The 21,583-nt window shown below is 68.3% G+C and carries 19 protein-coding genes; 5 read left to right on the top strand and 14 right to left on the bottom strand.

Features of this window, described 5'->3' with window-relative positions; all coding sequences use genetic code 11:
* Positions 1-236 precede the first annotated feature (236 nt).
* From WMF11_RS37235 to WMF11_RS37225, 3 genes are all read left to right on the top strand, one after another.
* Positions 237-1,328 (top strand): PEGA domain-containing protein, encoded by a 1,092-nt coding sequence (locus WMF11_RS37235; RefSeq protein WP_437974132.1) that lies wholly within the window; start codon positions 237-239, stop codon positions 1,326-1,328.
* Between the two features lie 62 nt (positions 1,329-1,390).
* Complete coding sequence (locus WMF11_RS37230; RefSeq protein ID WP_437974131.1) at positions 1,391-2,962, top strand: hypothetical protein; 1,572 nt, start codon at positions 1,391-1,393, stop codon at positions 2,960-2,962.
* A gap of 36 nt (positions 2,963-2,998) precedes the next feature.
* Positions 2,999-4,579, top strand: a complete 1,581-nt coding sequence (locus tag WMF11_RS37225; RefSeq protein ID WP_437544319.1) for a hypothetical protein — start codon at positions 2,999-3,001, stop codon at positions 4,577-4,579.
* Positions 4,580-4,758: 179 nt separating this feature from the next.
* On the opposite strand, the gene WMF11_RS37220 is transcribed toward WMF11_RS37225, so the two are convergent.
* The 3 genes from WMF11_RS37220 to WMF11_RS37210 all read right to left on the bottom strand — a co-directional run bounded on the left by WMF11_RS37220 (position 4,759) and on the right by WMF11_RS37210 (position 6,721).
* Positions 4,759-5,565, bottom strand: coding sequence for a hypothetical protein (locus WMF11_RS37220; RefSeq protein WP_437974130.1), 807 nt, complete (start codon positions 5,563-5,565; stop codon positions 4,759-4,761).
* Positions 5,566-5,582: 17 nt separating this feature from the next.
* Positions 5,583-5,804: a hypothetical protein gene (locus WMF11_RS37215; RefSeq protein WP_437903917.1), complete on the bottom strand. Its 222-nt coding sequence runs from the start codon at positions 5,802-5,804 to the stop codon at positions 5,583-5,585.
* 242 nt (positions 5,805-6,046) lie between these two features.
* Entirely contained in the window at positions 6,047-6,721 is a 675-nt protein-coding gene (locus WMF11_RS37210; RefSeq protein WP_437974129.1) for a Mut7-C RNAse domain-containing protein, read from the bottom strand.
* 121 nt (positions 6,722-6,842) lie between these two features.
* Between WMF11_RS37210 and WMF11_RS37205 the strand changes: the two genes are divergently transcribed.
* The gene (locus WMF11_RS37205) at positions 6,843-7,814 is read left to right on the top strand and encodes a matrixin family metalloprotease (RefSeq protein ID WP_437974128.1); all 972 of its coding nucleotides are present in this window, start codon (positions 6,843-6,845) and stop codon (positions 7,812-7,814) included.
* Between the two features lie 47 nt (positions 7,815-7,861).
* Here the strand turns inward: WMF11_RS37205 and WMF11_RS37200 are convergent, their stop codons facing one another.
* Positions 7,862-8,494 (bottom strand): hypothetical protein, encoded by a 633-nt coding sequence (locus WMF11_RS37200; RefSeq protein ID WP_437974127.1) that lies wholly within the window; start codon positions 8,492-8,494, stop codon positions 7,862-7,864.
* 440 nt (positions 8,495-8,934) lie between these two features.
* On the opposite strand from WMF11_RS37200, the gene WMF11_RS37195 reads away from it, so the two are divergent.
* Positions 8,935-10,191, top strand: coding sequence for a peptide-N-glycosidase F-related protein (locus WMF11_RS37195; RefSeq protein WP_437974126.1), 1,257 nt, complete (start codon positions 8,935-8,937; stop codon positions 10,189-10,191).
* Positions 10,192-10,234: 43 nt separating this feature from the next.
* On the opposite strand, the gene WMF11_RS37190 is transcribed toward WMF11_RS37195, so the two are convergent.
* The 10 genes from WMF11_RS37190 to WMF11_RS37145 form a co-directional block, all read right to left on the bottom strand.
* The gene (locus WMF11_RS37190; protein WP_437974125.1) at positions 10,235-11,617 is read right to left on the bottom strand and encodes a WD40/YVTN/BNR-like repeat-containing protein; all 1,383 of its coding nucleotides are present in this window, start codon (positions 11,615-11,617) and stop codon (positions 10,235-10,237) included.
* A gap of 14 nt (positions 11,618-11,631) precedes the next feature.
* Positions 11,632-13,398, bottom strand: a complete 1,767-nt coding sequence (locus WMF11_RS37185; RefSeq protein ID WP_437974124.1) for an RICIN domain-containing protein — start codon at positions 13,396-13,398, stop codon at positions 11,632-11,634.
* A 679-nt stretch (positions 13,399-14,077) separates the two neighbouring features.
* Positions 14,078-14,977, bottom strand: a complete 900-nt coding sequence (locus tag WMF11_RS37180; RefSeq protein WP_437974123.1) for an MOSC domain-containing protein — start codon at positions 14,975-14,977, stop codon at positions 14,078-14,080.
* 76 nt (positions 14,978-15,053) lie between these two features.
* A complete protein-coding gene (locus WMF11_RS37175) occupies positions 15,054-16,199 on the bottom strand; it encodes a metallophosphoesterase (RefSeq protein WP_437974122.1) in 1,146 nt (381 codons plus the stop codon).
* 284 nt (positions 16,200-16,483) lie between these two features.
* A complete protein-coding gene (locus WMF11_RS37170) occupies positions 16,484-16,753 on the bottom strand; it encodes a hypothetical protein (protein ID WP_437974121.1) in 270 nt (89 codons plus the stop codon).
* Positions 16,754-16,876: 123 nt separating this feature from the next.
* A complete protein-coding gene (locus WMF11_RS37165) occupies positions 16,877-17,338 on the bottom strand; it encodes a hypothetical protein (protein ID WP_437974120.1) in 462 nt (153 codons plus the stop codon).
* On the bottom strand, positions 17,335-18,423 hold the full coding sequence (locus tag WMF11_RS37160; protein WP_437974119.1) for a hypothetical protein: 1,089 nt from the start codon (positions 18,421-18,423) through the stop codon (positions 17,335-17,337). The genes WMF11_RS37165 and WMF11_RS37160 overlap by 4 nt, the downstream gene beginning before the upstream one ends.
* A 26-nt stretch (positions 18,424-18,449) precedes the next feature.
* Positions 18,450-20,312: a tetratricopeptide repeat protein gene (locus WMF11_RS37155; protein ID WP_437974118.1), complete on the bottom strand. Its 1,863-nt coding sequence runs from the start codon at positions 20,310-20,312 to the stop codon at positions 18,450-18,452.
* Positions 20,313-20,541: 229 nt separating this feature from the next.
* The gene (locus tag WMF11_RS37150) at positions 20,542-20,859 is read right to left on the bottom strand and encodes a barstar family protein (protein WP_437974117.1); all 318 of its coding nucleotides are present in this window, start codon (positions 20,857-20,859) and stop codon (positions 20,542-20,544) included.
* Positions 20,828-21,553, bottom strand: coding sequence for an SMI1/KNR4 family protein (locus tag WMF11_RS37145; RefSeq protein WP_437974116.1), 726 nt, complete (start codon positions 21,551-21,553; stop codon positions 20,828-20,830). The genes WMF11_RS37150 and WMF11_RS37145 overlap by 32 nt, the downstream gene beginning before the upstream one ends.
* Positions 21,554-21,583 lie beyond the last annotated feature (30 nt).

The raw sequence follows: 21,583 nt of genomic DNA, 5'->3' as shown, positions 1-21,583 counted from the left end.
TCTCAGCGGGTGTCCAGCAGCCGTCGTGGGTGCGGTGCTCGTTCCGTCCCCGAGGCCCTCCGAACGGAGCCACGCATTGCATCATCATTGCTGAAATTCTCGTGCATCCCGTGGTTGAGGACGATTTCTGACCATCGTGAGCTCACTGGATCACGAGGCGGATATACGAGGCGGCTCGGCGGTCACGGGACCCTGCGCGTTGACATGGGCTTGCATGCAGGAGTATCCAGCGTGGCGTGCGCCATGCGCTCCTCTCCGTCCTGCCGTGCGTCTTTCTCGGCGTCGTCGTGGCGCTGGAGGGCGTGGCGAGCGCGCAGGATCCCCATGGGCTTGCGGGGTCGCATGAGAGGTCGACCGCGGAGGATCTGCTGCGCCGTGCTCGGCAGGCGCGCGATGCCAGGCGATGGGCCGAGGCCGAGGCGGCGTACGAGGCGGCGCTGAAGGCGGCCGACGCGGCGTGGACGACCGACGCGGAGCGCGCCGAGATCGCCGCGGAGCTCGGCCTGTGCGAGCTCGCGCTGGGCAGCTATCGAGACGCGGCAGACCACCTGGCGCAGAGCTTGAGACACCGCGGCGCGCTCCGCAGCCCGCTGGCGGAGCGCGCGGAAGAAGGATTGTTGAAGGCCGAGAGCCGGGTGGTGACGCTCTACCTGGGTGTGAGTCCACCGGACGCCGAGGTCTTCCTGGACGGCAAAGCGCTGGGTCGCCGGGCGCCGACGTACGAGCTGTTCCTGGAGCCGGGGCAGCACACCGTGCGGGCGCGGCTGGATGGCCACAGCGAGGCGGTGGGCGCGTTCGACGGGCAGGCGGGCAAGGCCAGCTCGCTGACCCTGAAGCTGCCTCGCGCGCCGGAGCGCGCCGCGGCGGTGGCGGCCGGCGCCGGTCCGGCGCGGCCGGCAGCGCCGTCGCCACCTCCGGCGGCGCGGCAGGCGCTTCCCCTGACGGAGCTGCGGATCGGGGGCGCGGTGCTGGCGACGGCCGCGCTGGCGGCCGGCACGGTGTTCCTGCTGCGGGCCCATGTGATTGATGACGATGCCGCCGAGCGCGAGGTGGTGCTCCGCCGGCAAGGCTGGACGCCGACGACATGCTGGTGGCCGAACGCGCCCTCGGCGTGCGTGGAGATCCGCGACGACGTTGCGGAGCGGGATCTGTTCGCCACGCTCGGCAACGTGGCGCTGGCGACTGGGGCGGTGTTCGGGATCGCGACGGCGGGCTCCTTCCTTGCAGAGAAGTGGATTTTCGACGAGACGCCGGTCCGCGGGCGCGTGCAGGTGGTACCGAGCACGACGGGAACGCAGGCCGGGTTCGTCCTTCAGGGCATGTGGTGAGCTGCGGAGGGGCGATGGGGATGCGCGGGGGGCGAGGTCGAGGAAGGCTGCGTTCGATCGCGATGATCGCGCTCGGCGGCGCGAGCGCCGCGGGAGGCGCCGGGTGTTATTATGCCGAGGACTGCGCGAGGACGTTCACGTGCCATCCGCTTCCCGGCGAGATGCCGCCCGTCCTGCCGGCGTCGCCGTGTGACGGCGATCCCGCGACGAGCCCGGCGAAGGACGGGTGCGGGGTGTTCGTCGCGCGGCGCGGGGACGACGCGAGCGACGGGACGAGGGAAGCGCCCGTCAGGACGCTGCGGCGCGCGGTGGAGAAGGCGTCGGAGCCCGGGGGGACGCGGCGGGTGTACGCGTGCGCGGAGGACTTCGAGGAGGCGATCACGCTGCCGTCGGGCGTCGCGCTCTGGGGCGGCCGGGACTGCTCCGCGGCGGCGTGGTCCTGGGGCGGCAAGGACCGCTTGACCGAGATCGCGCCAGGGCCGGAGCGGGTGCCGCTCATCGTGGAGGCGCGCGAGGCGAGCACGACGTCGGCGGTGTTCGGCGTGCGGCTCGTGGCGGCGGACGCGACGCGGCCGAGCGGGTCGGCCATCGGGATGATCGTGCGGGAGGGCGCCGCGGTGGACGTGGTGTCGAGCGAGATCCTGGCGGGGAACGGCGCGGATGGGGCGGAGGGGGACGATGGCGCTCCCCCGGACGCACCGTGGCGGGCGCCGGACGGGGCGCCTGGCCATCCGGGCGCGCCCGGGTGCCTGGCGGACTGGACCGAGGGCGCTCCGCCGGCGAGGACCGTGTGCGAGGACGGGACGAGTTCGATCGGCGGCGCGGGCGGCGACGGCGACGTCGCCGCGGGCGGCGACGGTGAGCCAGGCGCACCGGCACCATGGGCTGGCGCGATGCACAACGGTAAGGGGGGAAAGGGCGGGCCAATGGGCTGTACACCCGGCGAGTGGGGCGACAATGGCGGGCCCGGCGCGAACGGGATCGGAGCCGGGAAGGGAGTGGAGGAGCCGCTCAAGTACGGAACCATCAGCGCGCGCGGCTGGCAGGGTTTCTCGGGACAAGACGGCCAGAACGGGAGGATCGGCCAGGGAGGTGGCGGCGGGGGCGGCGTCGGAACGAACGGACAGTGCCGCCCTGTGGATCCGCAAGGCGGACCGTCCGGTGGCTCGGGCGGGGGTGGAGGCTGCGGGGGGCGCGGTGGCCAAGGCGGCGGTTATGGAGGTGGTAGCTTCGGGATCATCGCCTTGCATGCTCACGTCATGGTGGACAAGACCGACATCATCACCGGCGATGGGGGTCGCGGCGGCAACGGAGGGAGGGGGCAAGACGGTGGCCGGGGCGGGGTAGAGGGCCCCCGTGGAGGTATCGTGTCCTCGGCCTACTATGCATGCGAGGGGGGGCCGGGTGGCACCGGAGGCAAAGGCGGCCATGGCGGCGGGGGGCTCGGAGGCGTTTCCGTCACCATCGCGCTCGTGGACAGCAGCGTTCACCTCACGGCGAGCGCCAACTGGACTTGGGGAGCCCCTGGTGCCGGGGGAGTTGGAGGCGATCCGAACGACGACAACGCCAAAGGGGAAAACGGCCAGACGGCCGTCCTCTGGAAGCTCCCCGAGCTGATTGTGCCGCCCCAATGAGGTCGTTTTCACGGGAATGATCAGGGAGAGAGGATCATGAAGATCACAGCCGCTGCATGGATCGTGCTGCTGTCCTCTCCAGCCGCCCTGGGGTGCGGGACGGAGCCGTTCACCCCACCGTGCGCGGAGCGGGGCGCCTGCGATCCGGAGCCTGCGGCCGCGCCCTCGGAGGAGGAGTGTATCGAGGGGCTCGCCGCGCTGCGCGTGCAGGCCGGGTGCGGGGTGTTCGCGAGCCGGTCGTTTGGAGACGACAGTAATCCCGGTACGATGGAGAAACCGGTGAAGACGCTCGCCCTTGCGGTCGCGCTCGCCCCGCGTGCTCGGGGGCGGGTGTTCGCCTGCACCGACTCTTACGCTGAGGGCCTCACGTTGCACTCCGGCATCGATCTGTGGGGCGGGTTCGCTTGCTGGTCGAGATGGAGACACTACACGGAAGGGCCGGCCAACCAGCCGGCGATCCTCTATTCAGGAGACGAGGGGGGGGCCCCGATCACCGTGGTGGCAGCGCAGGACGACGGCGAGGGGGTCACCGACGGCGTATCGACGATCGTGGACATGCAAGTGGACCACCAGCGCAGATTGCAGCCGGATCGCTCCTCCATCGCGATGAGGCTTGAGCCGGGCGCGGTCGTGGAGGTGCTTCGGAGCGTCATCAAGGCGGACAGGGGCGGGGGAGGAAAGCACGGCGAGGATGCGGTCTACGTCGATCCGCAGCCAGCATACGGGGAGATCGGAGCGATCGGCAGGGACGCTTGCTCGGCAGCGACTGTGGCCGGTGCGCCCGCCGTGACGACCGTGTGCGGCGACATGGTGTCGACGGGCGGCAAAGGGGGCGACGGGACCCCGGACCGCGGTGGTGATGCCGAGGATGGCAAGCCGCTGACGGCCTCGAACTCTAGCGACGTAGGCCTGGGCGGCGCGGGCGCAAAGAACGGCGCCCGGTGTGAGGACGGCCGCCGCGGGGCAGACGGCGCGCCGGGCGAGCCCGGCGCAGCCGGCCACGGTGGACGCCTCACCGAGGCCGGATGGGAAGGCGTGCCCGGCCGCCAGGGCGGCACGGGAGTGCCTGGCCAGGGGGGCGGAGGGGGCGGCGGCGCGCCGGGGGGCCGGAGCGCCTGCGGCAACGCGGCGCTGGGCGGCGCCTCGGGAGGCTCGGGCGGCGGCGGCGGTTGCGGCGGCAAGGGCGGCTACGGCGGCGCTGCGGGCGGCGCGAGCATCGCGATCCTCGCCCACGCGGGCAGCAAGCTGACCCTGCGGGAAACGCGCGTCATCACGGGTCCGGGCGGCGGCGGAGGTCGAGGGGGCCGAGGCCAGTTCGGCGGGCAGGGCGTGCAAGGAGGCCCGCCGGGGCTGGATCCGCCCATGGGCGGCGAACACGCCTGCCGAGGAGGCTACGGCGGCTGGGGCGGCATGGGCGGCTACGGCGGCGGGGGCTCCGGCGGGCCCTCGATTGGCATCGCGTATGCCGATGACGAGCAGCTCACCCTGGATCGCGTCACGTTCGAGATCGGCCCGGAGGGTTTGGGCGGCATCGCGGATGTGCTCGACGAGACGCGCGACAAGGCGAACCGAGGCAGCGACGGCTTCGCCGCCGAGATGATGCGCTTCTCGCGGTAGGTTCGGCGCGGGAGCGCCGCGACCGGTTCCCCTGACCGGTCGGGAACAGGGTAGGACGATCGCCTCGCCCCAGGACCAGCCGCTGTGTTGACGGCCGCTCCCATGTCGCCGTCTGCGCCGGGAACTTCCATCGCGCCTCGTCTGCTCTCGTCACGTGCAGCGCCGCCGGCGAGCAGGCCTTATGCGTTGTCGTTGCTTGGTCCTTCCAGCGGCCCCTCGGGCGCGTCCCACCCGCCGGGAGGCTCTTCAATTCCCAGTGCGGCGAGGAGCTCGCGGGCGGCCTTGGAGATGTCGGCGGGGATCTCGGGCCCCGGTTCCCAGGCCGAGAGCAGCCCGCGAAGTCTCCGAGCGGGCGCGGAGAATTTCTGTTGATCGAGCGCCGTTCCGAAGGCGGACAGCAGCTGGTCCGTATGCTCGACCAGATGCTCTCGCGATGGCCACGACGTCGCCTTGGCCCACAGCGAGGGCGAGGCGAGCAGCTCGGCGACGTTCACTGCGCCCGCGAGTGCCTGGGCCAGCTGGGCCGCCTTCTTCGACGCGTCGCCGTAACCCCGCGGCGCGCCCACGGCCTCCGCTTCGGGCGGCGGCGCCGCGTCGTCTGTGTCGCGATCCATCGCCCGGACCTGGTAGCCGTCGTCGTTCTCCCTGCCGCCGGCGGGCACCCTTATGCCGAGCGAGAGACAGAAACGCCGGGCCGCCTCGTACACTGCCTGCGGGACCTCCTCGCCCTCTCTCCAGGTAAGGACCGCCTCCCGGAGCGCTCGCGCTCGCTCGGGGGGCTCATCGAGCGGGAAATACGCGATGTAGTCGTCGGCCGCCAGGAGGACTTCCGCGCGCGTCGGTCGTCTCACGAGGGTCGACAGCCTGCGGGCCGAGGTCATCTCACGCAACAGGTCGAAGGCGTTGTTGAGGGCCTCGCCCTCCTTGTCGTCAGGGTCCGATCTTCGACGGATGGTGCGCGGCTCTCGCGGTTGGGTAGGCTTCACGGTATCGTCTCTCCTGCTCACGGATACGGCACACAGACGGGTCCGAAGTAGACGTTCCTGAGCGCCGAGATGGCGCCGGCACCGACGGCGACGACCTCGGGCGGCGAGGTCCCGGTCTTGACGCAAACAGAGGAGCACCACGCTCGTATCACGATGTTCTGCAGGAGCTCGTTCACGAAGTCCGGGCACGTGGGGCACTTCGCCTTCCCGCAGTCGTTGATGATGCAACGATGACTCACGGCGGGTATGTAGCCCTGCCGGCATCGTGGCAGAGATTCGCAGCCGTAGTCTCCCTCGCATTCGTACTTTGGTATCACCCTGGATGCGAGCATCGACGGGTCGGTGCCCGAGAGCCACACCCGCGAAAGGGGGACGGCGACGATTTGCTCGCACTGCCATTGGCGAAGACGGCGCGCCGGCGCCGACGGTCAGGGCGGACGCCTCACCGAGGCCGGGTGGGAAGGCGTGCCCGCCCGCCGCGTCACGGCGGAGGCTTTCGGCCGCCCGCCGATGGTGCAGGGGCCTCGGTCGCGGCAGCCACGCCGGCCGCGGCGGACACGCCGGCGACGATGCCGCCCCAGTGGCTGCCCTTCCACAGGACCTTGCCGCATCGATCGCACCGCCAGAACTCGTCGTGGCGATCCGCCACCACCGCCGGCACCGCATCTCTGACGCTGTCCTTCGGGGCGGCCGCGAGCGCGCCGCCGCACGCCATGCAGCGGGGGTCCCGCACGGGCAGCCCGAGCTCCCGCAGCACGAAGCCGGCCTGCTCCGTCGGCCGCAGCCCGCGCGGCACGTAGAGCCCGCGCACGGCCGCGGTGCGCAGGGAGCGCCGCTCGAACACGCCGGCGTCGGAGCTCAGCAGCACCCGGCCGGTCTGCTGCGCGAGGCGCACGAGATCGCCGTCGTCGATGCCATGCTCGAACATGGCGTCGTAGCCCGCGCCGCGCAGCCAGCGCGACAGGCCGCCCAGCATCGCATCGCACAGGAAGCTCGGCGCCGCTGCGCCGCCCTGCGCCGGGGCCGCGCTGTCCTGCGCCGCCGCGCCGCCCTGCGCCGGGGCCGCGCCGTCCTGCACCGAGGCCGCGCCGTCCTGCACCGAGGCCGCGCCGCCCTGCGCTGGATCGGCTCCGCCGCCCGCCTCACCCACGAGCATGCCCCATCACCTCAGGATGGCGGAAGGCCAGCGGGCGGCAAGGGGGCCGCCGGCGAAATCCCCACGCGCCCGCCGCGCGCTGCTACCGTCGGCGTAGGGTCAACCGATCGTGGAGGAGTCGATGTCGATGAAGCGTGCATGGTGCTCCTGCGTGGCGGCCGCCCTCGCCGTGCTGGCGAGCGCGCAGCAGGCGTCGGCCTACTGCCGCTCGAACACCTGCAAGAGGTCGGAGCTCTGCCTGCAGGACGACCAGCCGATCGGCGAATGCAAGCCGCTCCGCTGGGCGGGCGATTGCATCGGCTTCAGCATCCAGGAGGACGCGTCCCGCGAGATCTCCTACCAGGAGATCTCCGACGTGCTCGAGGCCGCGTTCGACACGTGGATGCAGGCGCCCTGCGACGGGGGAACGCCGGGGCTCCGCGTCCAGAACCTCGGGCCCGTCGCCTGCGGAGCGGTGGAGCTCAACGCGAGGGACGGCAAGACAAGGATCGTCGATGGCCTCGTGCCGGGCAACGCCAACGTGGTCGTCTTCCGCGATCTGGAGTGGCTCGCGAGCTCGGGGCACAACAGCGAGATGCTCGCGCTCACGACGGTGCAGTTCGACAGGAAGACCGGTAATCTCTGGGGGGCCGACATGGAGATCAACACCGATCTCTACGATTTCACCGTCGGGGACGACTCCGCCGCGCCGAGGGAAGATCTGCTCGCCATCGTCACGCACGAGGCAGGGCATTTCCTGGGCCTCGACCACAGCATGGCCGGCCCCGAGGCGACCATGCACTCGAGGTACGACAGGGCGGATCCGATGAACTTCCGGACGCTGCACGACGACGACATCGCGGGCATCTGCCAGATCTACCCCCCTCGGGATCTCTCCACGTCGACCTGCAACCCCATCCCTCCGCACGGGTTCTCGCCCGAGTGCGCCGACGACCAGATGGTCCGCTGCAGCGCGGCGCCGCCCGCCGCCGGCGGTCCGGGGTGGAGCGCCCCGCTGGCCGCCGTCGCGATCGGCGCGGCGGCCTGGCTCCGCGCCGTCGGGCGCTCCCGCGCCGGCGAGCGCAACCCAGATCGGCGGGGGGGCCGGCAGTGAAGGGTGAATACCGGCCATCACGAGACCGGCTTCCCCTACCGTGGCGTCTATGGCTTCCCGATCCCGAGGACGCTCGCCAGGCTAGGGTAGGCGGCTTCCTTCTTGTCGATGTTCAGATCCTTCCAGGGAATTACCTCCTGCAGGAGACCGTAGTCGAAGGCCCAGAGATACTCCGGGCTCCCGGGCTCGAGCAGGGTGCAGCAGTAGTCGGTCCATGTTCCAAACCCATCCACCACGAGCGCCTCGCTGCAATTGCATGCGATATCGTCCTCCACCACCCTCCAGGGGATGACCTCCTCGAGCCGAAGCCGGCGCGCCGCGGGCTCACCCGCGCGAACGAAGCGGATCCCACGGAGGGTATGCTCGTCGCTCATCGTGAGCTCCAGCTCCAACTCTGGCCACACGGGGAGAGCGTAAAACATCTTCATGGCGTTCGGCGCCTGGCTTCTCGGCGCCGGCTCGACGCGCTGCGGCGCTCCAAGGAACCGACGATACGAGTCGGCATGGCACTCGTCCGCGATGTCTGGGTCTTCATGATCCAGGCGTGCGCGCGCCAGCATCTCCTTGGCCGCATCGAACGCCGCCTCATCGACGCCTAAACGCCGCAGGCCTCCTGCGATACCCTCGTTGTTTCGCATGCGTGACATGAGATAAACCTGAAGCGCGCTGATATAATCCATGACTGCTCGCTCCGAGACTCCACGGCTCATTGGATGTATTCAAGGCGCCCAAGCGACGTGGCCGCTGGTGCGACAAAGAGCACGGGGATCCTCCCGCCGCTCGGTAGCAACACGGATGCCGTGCTCAGATACCCCTTGGAGTGAGCCTCGAATTGTTCCCACTCTCCAAAGTCGCCCAGGTCCAACCTGACGACAAGCGGTCGCCTCTCGTCTGTCATCACGCCCCTTCCTTCTTCGCGTTGATCTGGTCGAGTAGCTCCCGAAGTTTATCCACGGGCATCGGTTTCGCCGGTGCGATTTCAACGTGAGTCTGGTGCTCGCCACGCTGGATAATTCCAGCCCCGGAGGGAGATGCTCGGCCTGGTACGCGCCCCCGGATCTCTCAACCTCCGCCGCGGCTCCAGCACGACATCGAGCGGGCGATCTGATAAGTTCGACGAATGAACCTGCGTCGCGCGATCCCCTACCTCTGTCCGTTGGCCCTGCTCGCCGCGTGCACGGATGAACGGCGCTTTGACGCGGGCACCGGCGGAGGCGCCGGGACCTCCGAGAGCAACGGGAGCACGAGCGCAGCGACCGGGACCAGCGCGGGCAGCGGCGTCACGGGCGGCGGTGGCGGCAGTGGCAGCACTGGCGGCGACGGCAGCGGCGGCAGCGGCGACGAGCCGTCCCGGGAGCCCGAGGAGGTCCCGGTGCTGGAGGACATCACGTTCTACGACGGCTACGCCGAGACCGTCGACGAGCCGATCCCGGACGGCGTGATCCGCCACAACAACTCGCTGGTTGCGACCAGGTTGACCGACGAGCTGCTCGCCAAGATCCAGACCACCCTGAAGGTCCGCGTGGTCGTGGGAGCGCTGTGCGACAACTACGACCGACTCGGCTCGGTCAACCTGGCGCTGGTCCCCAAGGGCGCTCAGACCTACGTCCCCGGCGAGGTCGACCGGATCGAGATCGCACGGTTCATCACGCCGTTCATGGACATGAACAAGCAGCCGAAGACGGTCCCCTACGAATGGGAGGCCAGCAACCTCGTGCCGATCTTGAAGGACCCCGACCTCCTGGCCGAACACGATTTCTGGTTCGAACTGGGAATCTTCGGCGTGCCTTATGCCGCGAACGACGAGGTCCCCGGGTGCGCTGGTCGCAATGACACGCAGCTCGGATCGCTGCTGCTCTACACCGACAGCACGCGGGAGGCCCAGGACTTCAGCGTCCTGCTGCCGCTGGCGATCAGCGAAGAATTCAACAACTACGCCACGGGCGCCAGCGACAAGGTCGGCACGACCCGCAAGACCGTCAGCTTCGAGTTGCCGGCGGATACACAGAATGCACAGCTCGTGTTGATCACGTCGAATCACGGCGCCAACCAGGGCGGCGAGGAGTACATTCGCCGCGACCATTACGTGTACGTCGACGGCGAGCTGGCCTTGCAGTACAAGCCCGGGCGCGCGTCGTGCGAGCCGTTTCGCAAGTACAACACCCAGGGCAACGGCATCTACGGGGCGTCCCCGCGGTCGGACAAAGAGTGGCAGTCGTTCAGCAACTGGTGCCCTGGCGACGTGATCGACACCCGGATCGTCCCGTGGGGCGCCGCGAGCGCCGGCACGCACGAGTTCGTGATCGACGTCCCCGACGCGACCTTCGCCGGCGGGGAGGGCAATATCCCGTTCTCGCTCTACGTGCAGGCGCGTTAGGAGCTCCAAACGCCAGCACCCGACGCGGGAACAGCCCGGGCCGTCACCGCGCTCCCGGCGCCTGAGCGCGGCGGCGACCGTGCCGCCGCGCGCGCAGGAGCGCGCCGCCGGCCGCGGCGAGGCAGCTCAGGAGCGCCCCGGCGCGCCCCCCGCCCGACGCCCCGCAGGAGCAGCCGCCGCCGGCGCTCGGCTCGGCTGCGCCCGCGCCGGCCTCGCTCCCGCCGGCGCTCGCCTCGCTGCCGCCGCCCGCGGCGCCGCCCGGGCCGGCGCCGGCCTCGCACGAGGCCCCGGCGCCGACGAAGCGCGCTGTCGCCCGCCAGAGCCCGGGGCAGGTCCGGCCGGTCGAGCTGTCGCCCCCGCAGGCCTCCGGCGGGCCGCAGAGCCGGTCGAGCGTCATGAGCGGCGAGAACGTCCTGCCCCCGTCCGTGGAAATGCCGGCGGAGAAGCCGTCCACGGGCTCGTCGGCGCAGGCGAAGAGGCCCCGCGCCGTCCAGGTGAGGCAGCGGACGCCGAGCTGCCCGACCTGGGTGAACTCCAGGGTATCCGTCGGCGCGACCCACAGGCCGTCCAGATCGCTGCCGGCCGCGATCTCGGTCCCGTCGGGCGAGAGGGCGAGGCCGAGGAGGCTCGCCGCCTGGAACACCTCGCGCCACGTGGCGCCCCCGTCCCGCGAGACCAGCAGCGCGTCCGCGCCGTCGCCGTCGCGGCGCACGTACACCACGTCAGGGTCTTTCGGGTCCACGGCGCCGAGGTACGGCAGGTTGCGATCGTCGCTGCCAGGGACGTCGAACTCCTCCCAGGTCGCGCCCCGATCGTCCGAGCGCCGCACGATCCCCTCGAATGTGGGGCCGTTGCGCCGCCCGCTCACGTAGATGCGCCGCGGATCGCTGGGCGCGCTGTCCAGGGTCACGCCGAGGAACGTGCTCGGGAAATCGACCCCGGCCTGCGTCCAGGTCCGTCCGTCGTCCTTCGATTCCCAGACCTGCGTCAAGATCGCGTCGCTGGCCATGACGCTGGAGCCGAGCAGGAGGACGCTCGCGGGATCCGCGCGATCGATCGACAGATCGACGATGTTGCGCCCGGCGAGCGCGCCCTCGGCGATGCGCCAGTCGCAGCCGCGGTCGTGCGTCGCGCTGAGCCCGTCGAAGAGCCCGGCGAGGGTCGAGCCGTCGGCGGTGACGACGAGCATCGGGTCCTCGAAGCCGCTGTAGCCGATGGCCGCTTCACAGATCCACGACCAGCGCTCGCCGCCGTCGTGGGTGGTGAGGACGCCGTAGGTCGCGCGGACGACGATGTGCTCGGGATCGGCGGGATCGACGAGGATCTGGCCGGCGGTGGGGTATCGGCCGTTGGCGCGCGCGGGCGTGGCGGCGGAGAGGGCGAGGCCCGCGGCGGCGGCCGCGAGCCCGAGGGCGATACGGTTCATCGAAGCGAGGTGCGCTACTGCCGCCGGAACTGCTGGTTCGTCCCGTTGTTGCACGTGTACTGCGCGAGCCTGGCACCGTCGGCGGTGCTGGCCCCGTAGACGTCCACGCACTTCCCGCTGTTGACCGAGCGCAGCGAGACGACGCCGTTGCCGCGATCGATGAGGTCCCACTTCTGGCTGTTCTTGCTGCTGTTGCAGTCCGCCTGCGTGATGTTCGCCCCGTTGTTCCGGCTGGACCCTTGCACGTCGGCGCACTTTCCGCTGTTCACGTTCTTCACGGTCGCCGTGGTGCCGCTGATGATCTCGACTTGCCACTGCTGATCGCTCGCCCCGGTGCACGGCCGCTGGACGACGGTGGCGCCGCTGTTCAGGCTCGCCCCGTTGACGCTCATGCATTTGCCGGAATGGAGGGCCGCCAGGCTCTGGCCGGTGGTGCCGCCGGTGCCGCCGCCGGGGTCGGTCGTGCCGCCGCCGGGGTCGGTCGTGCCGCCGCCCAGGCCGGAGATCTGGACCTGCGCGCCCGTGGCCGACACGGAGAGGACCTTCAGCGTCGCGTTCGTCCCGAAGAGCTGATGAGAAGCGCCGACGAGGAGCGGCGCGTCCCTGAAGTTCCCGCCAGGGACCATGTCGAGCAGGTGCGCCCGGCCGCTCTCCCGCGACTGCGTGAAGAACGCATGGACGAGCACGCCCTTCGTGGAGAGGTTGCGCGAGTCGACGACGTTCGTCGCCGCCGGCTGGCGGAACTCGATCTGGTACATGATGTCGTTCGGGCCCTTGACGCGGAGGAGCTGGGTCCCGGTGCTCGCCTCGGTCAACGGGGCGAGCGTATACGTCCCGTCGGCGGTGACCGTCTGGGCCTGCGACGACGGGATCCACCCGAGGTTCACCTTGTAGTTGGCGTTATAGTGCTGCTTCATGCCGTCGCCCATCGGGTCGAAAATATCGCCGTACTCGTCGAAGGTGCAGTCGTTGCTCATCGTCACCGTCGCGCCGCCGTTGCGGCACGTCCGCGAGGAGGCGTGCCACAGGCCGAAGTTGTGGCCGAGCTCGTGCACGACGACCTCGGGCCAGAGGCCGGCCATCCAGGTGGCGTTGCCGGGCTGCGCGCCCATGCCGGCGTACCCGCAATCCATGTTCCCCACGATCATGTAGTGCTGGTACGCGCTCAGATTGAAGCCGGCGTTCTTCGCCGCGGTCCTGGCCTCGTTCTGCCATCGGTCGTAGTCGTCGCACTTGCCGAAGGTGATGTTGAACGGGCCGGCGACGTCGTACTCGAGCTGCATCTTGCCGAACGACGAGCCCGCCAGGTGGGTCGCCGCTCCGGCCATCATGTTGCGCACGTCCTGCTCCGTGCCCATCGTCTGGCCGCCGTTGAACTGCACGCGCAGCACCAGGACGCGCTTGGTCCCCGTCGTGACGAGCGCGTTCGTCAGCTCGCCGATGCCCTCCGCCGGCCGCATCGTGTCGACAACGATCATGCCGTCGTCGGCCACGGTGCCGAACACGTCCACCGGGGAGCCGCTCGCCGTGCGCCAGTCGATCGACGGCTCGGCGCCCGGCGCCGCGTCCGTCATCGAGCCCAGGTCGAGACGCACGAACACCCCATCTTCCCGCTCCAGCATGTACCGCGCCTCGCCATTGGCGACGGCGACGGTCAGCGTCCCCGAGGCGGTCGGGGTCGGCCCCGCTTCGTCACCGGCGTCGAGGCTCAGACAGCCGGGCGCGAACGCGCACGCTGCGGTGAGGGCAGCCGCGGTGAGGTGTGACTTGAAGCGCTTCATTGGATCTTCCTTTCCTGGCTCGGTCCGATGCGCCCATCTCCCCCGATGTCGGAGAGCGCCGCACCACCCCCCTCAGGAGCCAGGGCGCGGCGAGACGGAGCGCTGTCAAGGAGAGGCCGCAAGCGCCGCCAGCCTCTCCGCTGCTGATGTAACTTGACGGCCAATCCGCTCGCGGATCCGGGCGACGATCGCTCGCGATCGCCGCGCCGTGCCGCCGTCCACGCACCCTCGCGAGTGTCTTTGCCTTCAGAGCAAATCCGCGGCCACAGTCGTGCTATCGGCTTGACACGGGCAGCGCGCCTCTCTGAGTGAAACAATCACGTGAGGACGGCCCGTGATCCAATCCGATATGATGTTTGCGCGACTGGCGTGGATCGCGAGGGATCCTGAATGGACATGAAAACACCACCCCAGTGAGACCACGTGAGTTGGTGGATGAGCTCTTGTGCTCGACGGATCGAGCGAACTCGGCCGGCATTCTGCGCGATTTGCTGCGAGGGTGGCAATCCGTAGTCGCGGGTGAGCGCGTCAGTTCTCTCGTGAGGGCGCGGGCGGCGATGTGGGTAGATTGGCGTGCTCGCGGCGCGCCCGGCAGGCCGTCGCTCCGTCCGGAGCTCCGCGGGGCGCGGCCTGGTCGCGCGGCGCGGAGGGAGATCGAGGGGACCCGCGGCAGGGCCGGTCAGCGGGGTGGGGACAGGGCCGCTCCGCCCAGGTGGACGGCGGCCCCGCGGCGGATCGCGCCTTCGCGGCGCACGGTCGCGTAGACCCCGGCGACCGCCGGGAACACGACGCCGGGGGCGACGGTCGCGCTCGCGACCGCGTTGTGCCGGGCGAGCGCGCGCAAGAGGCCCGGATCGCGCGGGAGGTCGCCCTGGGCCAGCGTGGGGACGACGCAGCGGGGGCAAGGATCGATGACCTCGAGGCGGACCTCCTGGGCGATCTCCAGCGCGCGGCCTATCCAGCCGTTCTCGACGAAGCGGCGCTCGCCCGCGGCCGTCGCGACGACGAGGTTCGGGCGGAACCTCGGGGCCTCGATGCGCCCCGAGGGGTGGAGATCGCGCAGGTGGTCGAGCGTCGCCGTGGTCAGCACGTGCATGGCGGCCACGTCGAAGAACGTGCCGGCCGGCGCGGCGAGCGCCATCGGCTCCTCGACGATCGTGGCCTGCGCCGCGGAGCCGTCCGCGGGCGACCGATCCGCCTCGCGCGTCGCCGCGTCGGGCGGCCGGCTCACGAGCGCGACGTCGCGGCCGAGGGCGCGCGAGAGCGCCCGATCCACGTCCGGATGCGCGCTGCTGAGCACGGCGCCGTCCGGCAGCGTGATCCACACGGGCGGCAAGGGCGCCGAGGGGCGCGGCGGCGCCGCGAAGGCCGCGCGGCACGCGAGCAGCGCGCCCCATTTGCCGGGGTGCTTGGCGCTCGCGACGTGCCCCGTCTCCCGGTCCAGGACGGCGTAGGCGCGGTCGCCGATCGCGCCGCGGTCCGTGATCTCCGCCTCGTCGATCTCCTCGCCTTGCATCGATTTGACCGGATAGCGCCATATCGACACGACCGTTCCGGTGGGCTGTTCGTCCGGGTGCATGGCGTCTCTTTACTCGTTGCTCGATCTCCGGGCGAGCTCGGCGCCAGGAGAGATCGGCAACCATGCGCATCGGGCTTTACGCGGGGACGATCAGCTCGGCGAGCGGGAGCAAAGCGTAATCGGCAGCCGCGGTAACCCGCATCTCCCCGTCGATCAGGTAGAGGTCGGTCGCTCCGGGTCGATCGTCCAGGATCCCGAGGTCATACACGACGACATCACCGTCGACGCGCAGCGTGCGGATCCCTCCGATCTCCTTCTGGTGTGCTGCCGCCGTGAGCCAGTCCTGACCGAGCTCCGCCTTGCACTTCCTGTGGCCGGTGTGACCGACGACCTGTCGGAGGCCGCGCGGGAGCGAACGCGGCTCGAAGCGCCGCGGCCGCGCCGGATCGAGCTCCCATGCCGGATCGCCACCCGCGCGATCGACGTGTGCAGGTCGATGGTAGAGGAGGCCGCCACCTTCGTTGCCTGCGGCGCCCGCGACGTGGAGAGGCTCGAGCGAAAGCGGCGTGCGCGCGCCGCTCTCCCATTCCGTGCGCCGCGCGTCGACCGCGGCGCGCAGCTGTCGCTCGAGGGCCGCCGCCAGCCGATGCGGGTCGCGCTCGTCCGGCATGCCCAGCATCGCGAGCTCGCGCGTTGTCACGCCCGCGTGGGTCAGCAACACAGCGCGGCCGTCGGGCAGCACGCCTGAGAGCGCGAGATGAAAGCGGCCGCAGAGCAGCAGCTCGATGACGAGCTCGCGCTGGGACTCGCTGAACGACGCGTAATCGCGCGCCGCGAGCCCCGGGGTCGCCACATCGGGGAACTGCGCTGCAAACTCGTCGCGCTGGCGCCGGGCGGCGGCCTCGGCGCCTTCACGCCGCCTGGTCTCCTTGATCGAGCGCCCGAGCGCGCGCGCCGCAGCGAACCGCACGTCGTCGAGGCCGGCGAGCTCCATGACCCGCGCTGCGTCATGGTTGCCGAACAGGAGCCGCACCTGCGCGGGATCGTGGCTGGCCAGCCAGCGCAGCGTGCGGAGCCCCTCCTCGCCCGCGCCCACCGGATCATCGAGGTCATAGTCGAAGTGATCGCCGATCGACACGAGCACGACGTCGTCGGCCAGCCGGCCGTCCGCGCCGAGCAACGCGTGCGACGCGAGCACGGCCATCACCTTGGCCATCGGCGCCTGCGGGTCGCCCATCACGAAGATGCGCCGTGGTGTCACCATTGGCTGAGGCGCGGCCATGGCGCGTCTTATAGCATGTCCTCAGATTCGGGCAAACACTTGTCGATTGTCACGCTGTACGGCCGCCTTCCGCCGCTGATCTTGAGCATCCGGAGCTCGGCCGTCTCGGCCATGACCTGAGTGAGGAGCCGCGCGTGAAGTGCCCGGCGCTCGACCGTCGAGCGCGACGAGGCAGGGGATGAGCCCTCCGAGTCACCTTCTGGTGCCTCGGGGAAAGCAGTAAACTGGGTTCGATTCAGCTGTTGGCCACCGACGCCTCCGGCTTCGCGCGGGAGACCGGGACGTCAATCACAGTCGACCATCGGCTTCTTGTCCATGTTCAGGTTCTTCCAGGGACAAACCTCTTGCAGGAGACCGAAGTCGAAGGCCGAGAAATAGTCCGGGCTACCGGACTCGAGCAGCATGCAGCAGTAGTCAGTCCATGTTTCAAGCCCATTCACGACGATCGCCTCGCTGCAATTGGCTCGAATATCGTCCTCCACCACCCTCCAGGGGATGACCTCCTCGAGCCGGAGCCGGCGCCGTGGAGCTGAATGTGCGAGTCGGCACGGCACTCGCCTGCGGTGCCTTCTTCCATAGAGCGCGCTGACCGGCTTCTTCACCGACCCGACGCGGGACGCGATGAACACCGACAGATTCGGCGGAGCCAGACCTCTTGATCCATTTGCAGAACCTGACTACCCCTGGTCCGAATCATCCCGCAGAAGCTCAAAGAATTCCTTTGCCGAGGCCGGAGGAGGTATCTCCTGCTCAGCCAAGCAATCCTCTGTTCCGGCGAATTCCTTGAGTTGTCGACAGAGCGTTGCGACGACCTCATCGGAGTCATCTTCGCATGAAAGCCCAAGGATCATGGCCCCGTCAGCGGTGGGAGCGACGATAGCGTACCTTACCAGGCCGCCATCAGTGGAGACCCAATAGATGGCATGCCGCTGATCAAGGTTTGATTCAAGGTAGACCATTAGATCGTCTGCGGAGATAAAGCTTCCAGACGGATGCTCGGTCATGTACGGGATCTCATACACGGTCGCCAATTCCCTTCGCTTGGGAAGGAACCGTTCTAAGAACAACCGTGCCTGCGCAGCCGTGCGAACGTTGCTCAGGACATAACAATCGATCATTGGCCCCATGTCGAACCTCACCGAATTCTCCAGTTTTTTAACTGCTGCGAGGATGCCGCCACGCCTGTCTCGAGATCGCCCACGCCCATCTTCTTCCCCCGCGCTTCCTTCGCGATGAAGAGGACTACATCCCGACCGTTCATCTGGTCATAGAAGCCTTTGACCGCCTGCTTTCCCCGCGAGCTCACGCGGTCGAATGTTGCTATCGGGTTCTTCAGGAGCGAATGCGCTGCCTCTCGAAACGCTGCCCGTCCAGCTGTCGAACCGTAACTGAGTCCTGGGAAGACACCCTCTAATAGATGGCGAGATGTGTGATCCACTCTGCCCAGGTTCGACAACGCTATTTTGATGGCGTCGTCAGCAAGACCGATTTGCGGTGCGACATTGTCAATGCCATTCTTCGCGGCCGATGCGGCCATCGCATCCACAGCTTCTTTGCTGCCCTGCTGGAGCCCCTGCCCAGCGGCCTCAGCGATCGAATCGGTGCCGAACCGCGCGCTCAGCTTCTTGATCGCTCCCTTCGCCAGCGCCTTCACAGCGCTGGCCAGGCTGACCACGTCCAGGGCGGCCATGTTTAAGCTGAGTGTGGCGAAGACCGCCTGTTTGCCCTCATTCGACTCCGCATCCGGGTTGGCGCCCCCGTGAATGTCCCACTCGCTACCGCCCTGCGCTGGCTCGCTTCCCCCAAGCGAAAGCTTGTCATCCAGGCCAGCCATCACTTGAGAGGCCGTCTTCTCAGGCTTTTGCTCTCCGCCTCCGGGACCCTTTGTCGCGCCGTCGCCTGGCTTCAATATCGAGATTTCGCCCAAGAGCGCGTCTGTCGTGGCCTTCTTCAATCCAGGTGCGCTCGGATCGTAGACAAAGATCGGAACGCCCGCTTTTCCGGCGGCCGCGCGCAGCTCCGCTGCGCTTCGCGCCGTCGTCGGCCCTTTCTGCCCTGGGATCAGCGCCCACATACTCAGGTTCTCGCTCGGGCGCTCAAATCTCCGGATCTCCAGCAGCGCCTTCTGCGGGCCTCGTGGGTCTCGGTTCGATTCAGCTTTGGCGACCGCCGGTGCGGGCTCCCTTACCTTGGTGCCTCGGCCTAAGGAGAGCGAAGACAGCATTTGTGGGTTCGATTTCGCTTTGCGATTCAGCTTTTTGATGCCTCGGAGGACGAAGGCGGAACGCAGAGATCTATGCCCGTTTCAGCGTTCCCATCGTCGAGATTCTGCTGTTGGCGCGTCTGAGCCGCCGCACGCCCTTCCTCGACGAGGCGCTGGAACTCACCGTCCGCAGTGAGCCCCTTGAAGCGCTCGTCGAAGAGCACGGCGTCGGTCCAGCTGGGCGCGACAGTGAGCGCTTGCCTAAGATCGGCAATAGCCTCAGCGCGCTGGCCTAGCAGAGCGTACACTGCGGCGCGGTTATACCATGGGCTCGCGAAAAGGCATGCCAATATCGAGTGCTCTGGAGGCGCCTGCACGCTGCATCCGATGGCCGCGCTATAAGCGTTGATCGCGTCGTCGTGACGACTGAGGTAGATCAGCACAGTGCCCAGGATTTCCCATGATCGCGGTTCATCCGGGGCGGCGGCAACGAGGCGGTTAGCCGACGCCAGTGCTTCGTCGAGTCGACCCACATCGCGGAGCGCTACGGTGTGCTTGCAGAGAAGATCCACCAGCGTCCAGTCAGCCCTCAGATATCGGTGATCGAGGGCGCGGACGCAGTGATCCACCGTCAGCGTGTCCCTGACATCGAGGAGCGTGAGCGCGCGGTCGAAAGCCTCGACTATTTCACCCGCTGGATCGAGAAGGACGGTGGGAGTCTCCTCGAGCGTCGAGGCTTCGAGCAGAACTGTCCCGAGAAGGAACCACAAGGTGGGCGAGCGTGGCTCGATCGCGACCGAGCGTCGCAGCGCCTCGACGGTGCCCGCATAATCACCCGCGTCCCTGGCAAGCGCGGCGCGCTGGAAGAGAAGCGCTGCTTGCTGGCCCGAGCCTGGAGCGAGCAAGCCCTCGAGCACTTCCGCTGCTTCAACCCGCCAATAGTGGCGATAGAGCGTGGTGAAATTCTCGGTGATCACGAACGGTGCCTCTTCCCCAGCGAGCCCTCCACCCGGTGAGAGCGCAGTACAAAGGTCTTCTACGAGAGAGCGGACCTCCACGGCCTTGTCCTCGTCATGCTTCAGGCGGGTCAGCGTGGTGAGCGCGTTGGCGTACGCCATCCAGGGACCACCTCCCCATCGCCGCGCGAGCTGGCGAAGCGGGCGGAGGCTCTCGATCTCCGTTGTGGTGGACTCGAGAAGTGCGTTCACCGTCCGGTCGAGATCGGCGAGCCTCCTCTCTCTCAGCGCCGATCGCGAGAGGTGCGCGAGCATCAATGGATCGGTTATCCAGGCGTGCTCGCCGGTGTCGGTCTCGATAGACTCGATGTCGTGGAAGTTCACCGCCGCGCGGTACCCAGCTGGAAGCGTCAGGACCTTTCCCAACCAGGGGCGCACGCGGAAAATCTCTGAAACTGTCGTGATGACGACGTCCTCCTCCGGTCCGGCGGGATCGCGCAACGCACCAATGGTCCAGCCGGAATCCTGGGGATCGCTCGGGACCATTCGACGTAGACAGACGCGGAGTGACCTCAGACTACTCTGCTCCATCCTTACCAGGGCACGGAGCGGCGCGCTTGACCGCTTGGCACCGACACGCCTCACGACCGCCTCTTGCTCGTAGAGAATTCGCAGGGCTTGGTCCGCCCCAGGAACAGCATCGCGTGGTGGGCTGCCCTTGAAATCTGGCTCGTGCACGACAATCTCGCCACCCACGTGGCGAAGCGTGAAGGAAATGTCCTCGAGTTCTACGGTCGCTCCATCGTTCAGTTTATTGCCTCCCTCGTGGTACCTGGCCACGACATCGAGAAGCATCTCAGCTTGCAATTCGAGATCGGCGCCACAGCGGACGACCACCTGGGAAGCGCCGATCCTACGGCGGAACTCTCTGGATGCGTATTCTTGCTGGCTCATCTTTGGCTATCACGATCGTTTCGATCTCTGCGCCCACCGCGCTGGCGGGTTTCGGCGCGCCTCGGGATAGGAGGCCGCCCACGACTTCACCAGCCGCCTCATGATCGTTTGCGTTCCCTTTGCCATGCAACAATCTATCTGGCATCGGCGTCTTCACGAGGCGCATGGACATGGTTCGGATTCTTTGCTCGGCGTGGACAACGGACTCCTTCACGGCCGGCTCGCAGTATCACACGAGATGACCACGTCGGAATTGGCTCGGCGACTCCGGCCGATGCCGCCAACGCATGTTCATGATATGATCTGCGGTGCCATCCCAGTTCCGCTTGTAACCCGGATCGTCATGGTGAGGCAGCTTGAACGCTCGAGCGATCTCTGTCAATGCTTCCGCTTCATTCGTCATTCGATCGCCGCGAAGCGCGATGAAATGATACGCTAGGTCGCGCGCGATCTGCCGCAGTGCTGCCTCCACGTCCTCGAGCCGTGCGCCATCGCGGAATGTATGAATGTCCCGCTCAGCGGAACCTTGAAAATCGGTAAGATCCATGAGCGTCGAATTGTCTCTCTACTCTGATATTCATCAATCGCCTGGAAACATCGTTCACGGCAGCCTCGTCCATGCCAGCCACACGCACCCAGGCTGTCTCGCCGGTGATCTGACGGAAGGCGAGCGTCGCTGAAGAAGATTCCGCGCAGATCGTCACGGATTCAGAGAAATCGAGCTCGAGGAGCCCGGCCGAGCGCACCACCGCGCGAACATCCTCTGACAGGTTCGTTTGATCGGTGCTGTTGTACATGACCGCGTGCGGTAGCCAGCGCTGGCGATGCGCCATGTAGGCGTTTTGATAAAGGTGGTTCCTGAAGGATTTTGCCCAGAGCGAGAACTTCTCGCCCTCGCCCCCTTCGAAGACGCGGCCGAGCCCGTCATGCTCGAGATAGACCTGTTCAATGACGGCGCAGCCTACCGCGATGACGATGCAGTCCTCCGGTACTGAGTTCTCTCCAGTCGCCACGCTCTCTCGATAGAATGAGAGGAGACTCGGGACGTCCGTGCTGATGCCCTCCTGGCTGAAGAGGTGACCGTCGTCGTGGCCCATGACGGAAAGAAAATACCTGTAATCGGGAGGCAGCGGATGGCCGGCGGTCTCCTCAAGGGAATCGATCTCGTCTGGCGTTGCGCCACGGATGCGCCGAGCAAATCCGGGGTCGTGCTGCTCGATGTAGGAAATGAGCTTCTCCATCGGCGCGTCTCCTGTGTCCTCATTTCAGCG

It is taken from the genome of Sorangium sp. So ce295, from assembly GCF_051527405.1.
GTDB lineage: Bacteria > Myxococcota_A > Polyangia > Polyangiales > Polyangiaceae > Sorangium > Sorangium cellulosum_B.
Note: the sequence above shows the minus strand (reverse complement) of the source record. Positions and strands in the feature narration are given on the sequence as shown.

Coding starts and splice junctions, on each gene's coding strand:
- WMF11_RS37155 (WP_437974118.1), bottom strand. CDS start 20,312: ATGAGCCAGCAAGAATACGCATCCAGAGAGTTCCGCCGTAGGATCGGC.
- WMF11_RS37150 (WP_437974117.1), bottom strand. CDS start 20,859: ATGGATCTTACCGATTTTCAAGGTTCCGCTGAGCGGGACATTCATACA.
- WMF11_RS37205 (WP_437974128.1), top strand. CDS start 6,843: ATGTCGATGAAGCGTGCATGGTGCTCCTGCGTGGCGGCCGCCCTCGCC.
- WMF11_RS37145 (WP_437974116.1), bottom strand. CDS start 21,553: ATGGAGAAGCTCATTTCCTACATCGAGCAGCACGACCCCGGATTTGCT.
- WMF11_RS37225 (WP_437544319.1), top strand. CDS start 2,999: ATGAAGATCACAGCCGCTGCATGGATCGTGCTGCTGTCCTCTCCAGCC.
- WMF11_RS37190 (WP_437974125.1), bottom strand. CDS start 11,617: ATGAACCGTATCGCCCTCGGGCTCGCGGCCGCCGCCGCGGGCCTCGCC.
- WMF11_RS37185 (WP_437974124.1), bottom strand. CDS start 13,398: ATGAAGCGCTTCAAGTCACACCTCACCGCGGCTGCCCTCACCGCAGCG.
- WMF11_RS37180 (WP_437974123.1), bottom strand. CDS start 14,977: ATGCACCCGGACGAACAGCCCACCGGAACGGTCGTGTCGATATGGCGC.
- WMF11_RS37160 (WP_437974119.1), bottom strand. CDS start 18,423: ATGCTGTCTTCGCTCTCCTTAGGCCGAGGCACCAAGGTAAGGGAGCCC.
- WMF11_RS37175 (WP_437974122.1), bottom strand. CDS start 16,199: ATGGCCGCGCCTCAGCCAATGGTGACACCACGGCGCATCTTCGTGATG.
- WMF11_RS37195 (WP_437974126.1), top strand. CDS start 8,935: ATGAACCTGCGTCGCGCGATCCCCTACCTCTGTCCGTTGGCCCTGCTC.
- WMF11_RS37200 (WP_437974127.1), bottom strand. CDS start 8,494: ATGGATTATATCAGCGCGCTTCAGGTTTATCTCATGTCACGCATGCGA.
- WMF11_RS37230 (WP_437974131.1), top strand. CDS start 1,391: ATGATCGCGCTCGGCGGCGCGAGCGCCGCGGGAGGCGCCGGGTGTTAT.
- WMF11_RS37210 (WP_437974129.1), bottom strand. CDS start 6,721: ATGCTCGTGGGTGAGGCGGGCGGCGGAGCCGATCCAGCGCAGGGCGGC.